Below are 8,239 nucleotides of genomic sequence, written 5' to 3'. Positions count from 1 at the left end.
TCGCTCGACTTGCATGTATTAGGCACGCCGCCAGCGTTCGTCCTGAGCCAGGATCAAACTCTCCAAAGAATTTGATTTAGCTCATAAAAATTAACATTGTTAAAACATTATGGTTACGCTTCGTTTTGTTCAGTTTTCAAAGATCAATTACGCTTCTAAAAGAGCGACTTTTAAAGTATACAAAATGAAATTTATTTTGTCAATTACTTTTTTCATCTGTCTTTCGGACAAATAATAATATATCACAATAATAACTATGACACAAGAATTATTTCAAAAAAATTTTCAACATGATTTTATTAACTTGTACATACATATATATATAGTGAATCAATTTTAAAATGCCTCCCTTTCTTTTTGTTAAAATTTTTCCGATCCCTTCATAATTAAAAAATAATCCTCACTGAAGGAAGGTGTGAAGAAAATAATACTTCAAACGATCTCTCTGTATATTTCATTTATTATGGCAATTTATCTATTCTGTTATTCTTATATCGAAGCCTTAAAAATAAGTGAACCAAATAGGAAAGTTCATGGAGGCACATTAATTTTTAGTACAGTTATGGCTTTTGTTTTTTCTGGACTATCATATGCATTTATATAAGATGATATTTTTCATGTAGGTTTAACTTATTTTTAAGATAGGGAACATGAGGCGGGGTGACTATGAACACCTATCTTTTTCCGTAACGATCTCTTCTATTTAATTATTTTGAACAACAGGAAAGGGAAAGAACTGGGGTGATTTTTTTTGGAATCCTTTATTGATGTTTATATTTTAATGAAATTGGTGATTTCTGCTGTTTTGGGAATGATCATTGGCTTAGAGCGAGAATTAAAAAGAAAACCAGTAGGTCTAAAGACGTGTTTAGTGATATCGATTGTGAGTTGTTTATTGACCATCGTTTCAAGCGAATCCCCCTATATCTTTCCCGGAGATGATCAAGTAAATATTACGATGGATCCATTGCGATTAGCGGCACAAATCGTATCAGGGATTGGATTTCTTGGTGCAGGGGTCATTTTAAGAAGAGGAAATGATAGTATATCGGGGTTAACGACAGCTGCGATAATTTGGGGAGCGGCCGGGATTGGAATTGCCGTTGGAGCCGGGTTTTATGTTGAGGCTACGGCTGGAGTTATTTTATTAATATTAAGCGTTGAGATCATCCCACACTTATTTAAATACTTCGGGCCCAAACAACTTCGAGCGAAAGAATTAAAAATCAAAATGACATTATCTGAAAAGGATAAAATCGTACAAGTGATAAATAAATTAAAAGAAAATAAAATTTCCATTGAACACATTCATATTAAAGATCTGAAGAATGAGAATAATAAAACGCATTTATTGGAATTTATCGTCACTGTGGATTACAGAAGACGAACAACAGATGTGTATTATGTGGTTTCTGAATTACCTAGTGTAGAAAATGTCGAAATTGAAGGGTTGTAAGAGATGAACCTAATTTAGAAGTATACAAATCAAGGTCAGCTTAACCGGCCTTGATTTGTTCGGCATGTACACTTATTTCGGCTACAGTTTCCCCAATTTTCATTATGCGGAGACCGAGCCAAGCCACTTATCATTCTATGGTAAAGTCGATGAAAACTTTAGAGGATTTTTAACTCAACCAAATCCGTTAAAATCACTCACCGCTTTTTTCAAAAGAAGGCATAATCATATATGACAATTGTCATACTTCCTCATCTTGACGCCGCTTACATCTGAGATTATAATGAGGCCATAACAAGTTAATCATGATAGAGATTTGGAGAACTCATACTTTTTTAGCCCCTTTTTGTATTAGAGGAGTTGAAAACGTGTGAGTTTTTTTTATTTTTTCCTTACAACTTGTTCATCATAACATTAGGAGGTTGAGAAAAATGCTTAAACTATTTAGGCCTGCACCCCCTATAGAACGATTACCTAAAGAGAAAGTTGATTCTGAGTATAAAAAACTCAGACTGCAGGTTTTTATAGGGATCTTCATCGGGTATGCGGCATACTATTTAATTCGAAAAAACTTCTCGCTTGCTATGCCCTATTTAGCTGAAGAGGGATTTTCAAAGACTGAGCTGGGATTTGCTTTATCTGCGATTTCTATTTCTTATGGAATTAGTAAATTTGTGATGGGGACGGTATCGGACCGAAGTAATGCAAGGGTCTTCTTACCCGCTGGTTTGATTTTATCGGCAATCATTAGTTTGTTACTAGGCTTTGTTCCTTTCTTTACTTCATCCGTAGCCATTATGTTCATTATGCTATTCCTAAATGGTTGGTTCCAAGGAATGGGATGGCCACCATCTGGTCGTGTCCTCGTTCACTGGTTCAGTATCAATGAAAGGGGAAATAAAACGGCTATATGGAATGTTGCCCATAATGTCGGTGGAGGATTAATGGCTCCTTTAGCTGTTGCAGGTGCTGCGATGTTTGCAGGACTAGCTGGAAGTACTTCAAATTATGAAGGAGTATTTATTTTGCCCGCTTTAGCTGCAATTGCAGTAGCAATCCTTTCTTATTTCTTAATCCGTGATACCCCTCAATCTGTGGGATTGCCACCGATTGAAGAATATCGTAATGATTATCCTAGTAAAACAAAGAAAACATTTGAAAAAGAATTATCTACGAAAGAAATTCTGTTCAAATATGTATTAAATAATAAATGGGTTTGGGCCATTGCCGTCGCAAACATCTTCGTCTATTTTGTCCGTTACGGAGTATTGGACTGGGCCCCAACTTATTTAAGTGAAGAAAAAGGCTTTGATATGAGCAAATCTAGTGTGGCTTATTTCCTTTATGAGTGGGCAGGAATTCCAGGAACATTATTATGTGGTTGGATTTCGGATAAAATTTTTAAAGGACGTCGCGGTCCTGCAGGATTTGTCTTTATGCTAGGAGTATTAATCGCTGTTCTTATTTACTGGTTCAACCCACCGGGAAATCCAGTGGTCGATATGGCTTGCTTGATTGCGATTGGGTTCTTAATTTATGGACCGGTTATGTTAATTGGTCTTCAAGCCCTTGATTTTGTACCGAAAAAAGCAGCTGGTACTGCAGCAGGTTTAACTGGATTATTCGGTTACCTAGGTGGTTCAGTGACAGCTAATGCTTTAATGGGGGTAATTGTCGATGCTTCTGGATGGAATGCAGGATTTACATTATTATCCGCTTCATGTGCACTTGCAGCCATCGTGTTCGCTTTTACTTGGAATGTACGTGGACAAGAAGTCGTAAAACATTAATGGAAAGTAGAGAAAGTGATCCGAAATTCACTTTCTCTATTTTTATGGATAAAATTAGAAAAGAATCTTTCAACCTCATAATACAATTGTTTATTGAAAAAGGTGACTTTTACATGATGAAAACAATTATTGTAGATGATGAGGTATTTTTAATCTCGGCCTCTTCCTTTTTCGAAAGCTTGGATTTCCTCTTCTTCATTATGCTCGTAACCTTTTCTTAAAAACATTCGTACTTCCTCTACACTTACCCCAATCTCATTTGCCTCAAACATTAAGTCCAACTATTCCTGACCTTGCTTCACACCATCAACATCCCCTAAAAAATTTTGATATAAAACATGGCTCTTACCAATTTCTTAAACTACAAATTTTCCCTAAAAACCTTTGGTATATAGTTTTACTAGTTGAATAGGTATAGACAAGTAAGGGGGCGATTGAAATTGACTACAAGATTTGTCATTCGCTTATCAAAATGTATCCTCACATTTTCCGTCGGTCTTCTCGGGTTATTCATTGTTATTGGAAATACAACCGATTATCACACAAACTTTCAATTTGTCCAGCATGTTCTGTCCATGGATACGACCTTCCCAGGAAATGCGATGATGTACCGGGCGATCACGAATGACACCTTCCATCATTTTATCTATCTTTTGATCATTTTTGTCGAAGTCCTCATCACCATTCTCTGTTTCATCGGTTCTTGCGATTTATACCGTCACTTGAATTCACCATCAGCAGAATTCCATCATGCCAAACGCTATGCCATCGCAGGACTATTAATTGGGCTTTTATTATGGTTTCTCGGATTCCAAGTGATTGCAGCAGAATGGTTCGGGATGTGGATGTCCAAAACATGGGACGGTACATCTAGTGCAACGCGCATTTCGCTGTATATCATATCCTGCTTAATTTTTATCTCTATTAAAAATGATGATTAAATTCAATTGGGAAAAGTAGAGGAAGGGATGGGACAGAAAAAATAAAGAAACCCCTCGAGACAAGGGGAATCATTAAGTTATGTGGGTTTCGTCGGCAAAATACTTATTTATAAAAGCATGGGGTTCGGTAAAAATTAATAAAACCCCTTATGTACCAAGGGGTCTGAAAGATGGAGCATAGCGGGCTCGAACCGCTGACCTCGACACTGCCAGTGTAGCGCTCTCCCAGCTGAGCTAATGCCCCAAAAGGTAATTCTTATATTGATAATGTACAAGGCTTATGCGTGAATGTCAAGGGATTTAAACGCATCCTTTCTCCATTTTACCTCCGACGCAGTTATGGCATTAAAAAGAAAGAATAAAAAAAGGGATTAGTGATTATACAACTATGACCTAGTACGAATCCCTAGTTAAAACTTTTTATACAATAAACTATAAAGAAGAGCCTAATTTCAAAATTAGACTCTTTTTTCATTTTTCAAAATCCTATTTCGTACGCGCCAATATTTGATTGTAGGCGTTCAAATAGCAGTCTGGATCTGGGTCTTCCCCCATTTTTTTCGGCACATCGAAGTTTGATAAGACAAAATGATGTTTTGGTTCAACATCATGTTTAGCCAGACAATGTTTGCAACAGGCTAACGGACACCCATCAATGGCGATGATATCCCGTCCTGACTTAGCCGTTCTCACAAGCGGTTTCACATCGCCCCCCACTCCAGCAATACAGGACATTTCAGCCACATTTTCCCGATCCATTTTAATCGCAATCATATTAGCAGTTTGCGCGGCCGAAGAACATCCAGAACATGAATAAACAAGAGGTAAATCAGTTCTTTTCATCACGCACTCCCCCCTTCTCTGCTTTTTGCTACATTTTTTTCACTCGACATGATTTTAATCGACTCGTCCCAAAAAAGATGTGATTTATGTAACGATTTTAGAAAAATCGGGAAAAATATATGATCGACTTTTGAAATTTATGATCGACTTTCATCAATTTATGATCGACTTTTGCTATATATCGATTTCTCGACAAAATTTGACAATATCACAGCCCGCCCTGGAATATATAGCATTGATAATAGTTCTAAAATCCACTAAATTTCCTAGACAACTTTAAAAACCAGACAGAATTTTATTCATTCAACAAAGTCTTTTTTTTAATAAAGCTCCTAGTCCTTCAAACTTCATTATCAGTTATTTTTATTTAAAATAAGCATAATTTCCTAAATAGCCCTATATATCTCCGGAAAAATGTAAAACTAGCGTCAGCCATCCGAACACTTTTACATTTTGTTCCTATTAATAATGAATCAAACAGGAAATATTTTTCAAAGTATTTTCGACTTGTTATGTTGAATTTTTGGGTCCTTGACTCTACCGGGAATTTCTTCTTTTGAATACGAATACTTTTAGGTATAATGAATATATAATAAAAAAATGATCGAGTGCTGAGACACCCGATCACCGCAACTTCATGCCGCACTGTAAGTAGCGACCGAAAAAGGATGTTACGAATAGAAATAGCTAACCTTACTGGCAGGGAGGTTGGCTATTTCTTTTTATTTAGATGGACGACAATGGTTACGATCAGTGTGATTAAAGCGATAAGTATTAAACTAGATTGTGCTAACAGGCTGAATGCTTCGAATGTCGTCAAGGCCTCCCCCCCTTCCTAAACAGGGAGTTCAGTCGCCACCTTGCTTCATGCAGTTACAATTACATTATAACAAACACATGTTCGCTATTCTACTTACTATTGTCTTATTTATTTAATTTTACCAAGTTCATCCACGAACGCTGGTCTTCTCTTGTTAGTCTGTTTAAGTTCGTCAATGATGACTTGACTGGGCTCATCACCACATACCTTTTTAAAAAGTTTGATTAATTTGCAGACCCTTCGATATTCCTTGCGATTACTAGATTGATCTGCCTGGGACTTTATAGATTGAACAAATAATTTTCTCACATCTTCAAAATGACTCTCGATAAGATACGGATACAGCTCTTCGATGGTAGAAATCTCATCCTCACAGTAGGCAAGAATTTTATCAATCATTTTTTCCTCTTTAATGATTTCCAAATAAACTATAGGAAGATAAGGCTTTTTCTCAAAGGTTTCAAGAATCTTATTAAGAACCAATTCCCACTCATTCGGCTCATATAATGTTTTCAATATTGGATAGTACTGGAATTCATTATGATATAAAAAATCTAACATTAATTTCCTCTTGTTAGCAGTATCACCTAATCCTTCATAGGCTTGCAGCTGATACTTCTTCCATTGCTGAACAAGGTGACCGTTGTTCTCGTCGATTTTAATCCCTAACTCACAAAGCCCGATGACCTCCTCATATTCACCCTTTTCCAATAATTGTTTTATAACCTTTTCACGAATATACTTATTATGGATATTCGCCTTATAAAATTGACGTCTCTTTTCCTCATCATCAAATCTTTCTATTAATTCATATTGCAATAGTTGAATATTTTCCGTGACATAAGATGCCCCCCAGGAATGATCTGTCGCTGTTTCCAACATCTTATTTAATCTTCTTTCCAACTTCTGTCTTCTCCCTTTTGTATCACTCAACAATATCGTGCTTTTGAGAAGATCTATTTGCCATTCAGCCCATCCTTCATAACGACGATGTAACGCTTCCTTCATTAAAGTTGAAAAGATTCGTTCTTTTTGATCCTCATTTATTTTATCAACTCCATAAGACACCGCTTCATAGATCGTATCCAAACTATTTATAATTACAGATCCTACATTTCCACTTGAATCATCACTGTAATTCAGCATGTCCATCGCATTGGCTAAAACAACTAGACTAAGTGAAACAGCTATTTCCACTTCATCATTCACTATTTTCTCTTCTGCCTTATTCAGTACCATATAAGCTCCAGTAAGTGCGGATGATACATGATTCCACTCGATAAAACCCCGATGTTTATACTGGTTGATATATTTTTTCACCAATTTTTTGCTAGTGGAAATCACATTCTCGCTTGGCGAATATTTAAATAGTAATCTACTTTTAATTTCCGGATATTCTTCTGATATGCTTATCATCATTCGAATAATCTCTTCTTTTTCAAGATTAGCAAGAATGGTGTTAAGGTCGACTTTTTGATTAGATGGAGTTTGAACATTTGTTTGATTCTGATGAACATTTCTCTTATTTCTCAAAGCGAAAAACGCGGCAACTTGATGCTTGCAAAATTCTCCCCAATCATAAGGACAGTCACAAGTGGTCTCAACAACATCCTCATCTTCATTAAGAAAGATATCCACTGCATAGGGTTCAGAACCAATGACCTCTATCAAATACCGATTCGGTTCCACTTCATTGATCTTTTTAACATTCCCTTGATTAAAATAATCTTCTCCCCGTTCCAAAATGACATCATCTATAGAATCCTCAAAATGACTAAGATTCACTCTATCATCCCCTCCATATCAGGATTTTCATTTATTGTATCGTATCCATTTTAATTTTGAAAACAGATCAGGATGGGAAAGAAGGAATTTATCTAGCCCCAAAAGAGAGGAGGGATTCCAAGATGGACCGGGAAATGATTCACTTGCTATTGGTTCACGCGTATTTATAATAAGCATTTCACTGAATTTTGGAAGGTGGTGAATAGGGGATATGATTATTTTAAAAAACTTGCATCGACTGCAATCGCGATGCCCTTGTTTATTACCGAAAGAAATGGTGCAAAACCCTTCCCTAATCCTTAAGATCTCTCTTTAGAAAAATGAGCAAATTACGACATATGATGATTTCCCGCTCGCTTTTGAACATTTCCCATAGGAATTTGCGTTTGTTCTAGGAATATTTGCGCCACTTCTCCGGGGATTTGATGATTCCCCCAGATTTATGCCTATTTCCCGCAAGTTTTTGCGCTACTTCCTCACCTTTTCAAACATTTCCCTCAAAATATTTACTATGTGTAAAATTTTACTCGGGGGTACCTGAGGCATATTTCTAGTCAAAAAAAGAGAAAGCACTCTATCATAAATGTATGCTAGACGGCAAATA

General features: G+C 36.4%; 7 protein-coding genes, 1 tRNA gene and 1 rRNA gene. 3 read left to right on the top strand and 6 right to left on the bottom strand.

From position 1 onward, the window contains the following. Positions 1-69: ribosomal RNA gene (locus J2S13_RS16030) — 16S ribosomal RNA — on the bottom strand; the annotation flags it as partial. Between the two features lie 712 nt (positions 70-781). Here J2S13_RS16030 and J2S13_RS16025 point away from each other — a divergent pair. Both J2S13_RS16025 and glpT read left to right on the top strand, forming a co-directional pair. Further along, positions 782-1,456: an MgtC/SapB family protein gene (locus J2S13_RS16025; RefSeq protein ID WP_307258856.1), complete on the top strand. Its 675-nt coding sequence runs from the start codon at positions 782-784 to the stop codon at positions 1,454-1,456. Between the two features lie 431 nt (positions 1,457-1,887). Further along, positions 1,888-3,246: a glycerol-3-phosphate transporter gene (glpT, locus tag J2S13_RS16020; RefSeq protein ID WP_307258855.1), complete on the top strand. Its 1,359-nt coding sequence runs from the start codon at positions 1,888-1,890 to the stop codon at positions 3,244-3,246. A gap of 149 nt (positions 3,247-3,395) precedes the next feature. Here glpT and J2S13_RS16015 read toward each other — a convergent pair whose 3' ends face one another. Further along, on the bottom strand, positions 3,396-3,518 hold the full coding sequence (locus tag J2S13_RS16015) for a hypothetical protein (RefSeq protein ID WP_307258853.1): 123 nt from the start codon (positions 3,516-3,518) through the stop codon (positions 3,396-3,398). A 168-nt stretch (positions 3,519-3,686) separates the two neighbouring features. Here J2S13_RS16015 and J2S13_RS16010 point away from each other — a divergent pair, with 168 nt between their 5' ends. Further along, positions 3,687-4,187, top strand: a complete 501-nt coding sequence (locus J2S13_RS16010) for a DUF2165 family protein (RefSeq protein ID WP_307258852.1) — start codon at positions 3,687-3,689, stop codon at positions 4,185-4,187. 171 nt (positions 4,188-4,358) lie between these two features. On the opposite strand, the gene J2S13_RS16005 is transcribed toward J2S13_RS16010, so the two are convergent. The 4 genes from J2S13_RS16005 to J2S13_RS15990 form a co-directional block, all read right to left on the bottom strand. Beyond that, positions 4,359-4,431: transfer RNA gene (locus J2S13_RS16005), tRNA-Ala, on the bottom strand. Positions 4,432-4,673: 242 nt separating this feature from the next. Continuing rightward, positions 4,674-5,030: a putative zinc-binding protein gene (locus J2S13_RS16000; RefSeq protein WP_307258851.1), complete on the bottom strand. Its 357-nt coding sequence runs from the start codon at positions 5,028-5,030 to the stop codon at positions 4,674-4,676. Positions 5,031-5,742: 712 nt separating this feature from the next. Next, on the bottom strand, positions 5,743-5,850 hold the full coding sequence (locus tag J2S13_RS15995; protein ID WP_307258850.1) for a putative holin-like toxin: 108 nt from the start codon (positions 5,848-5,850) through the stop codon (positions 5,743-5,745). Positions 5,851-5,958: 108 nt separating this feature from the next. Then, entirely contained in the window at positions 5,959-7,635 is a 1,677-nt protein-coding gene (locus J2S13_RS15990) for an SWIM zinc finger family protein (protein ID WP_307258849.1), read from the bottom strand. Positions 7,636-8,239 lie beyond the last annotated feature (604 nt).

It is taken from the genome of Oikeobacillus pervagus (genome assembly GCF_030813365.1).
Classification (GTDB): Bacteria; Bacillota; Bacilli; order Bacillales; family DSM-23947; genus Oikeobacillus; species Oikeobacillus pervagus.
The sequence above is the reverse complement of the archived record's forward strand: the minus strand, read 5'-3'. Positions and strand labels throughout refer to the sequence as shown.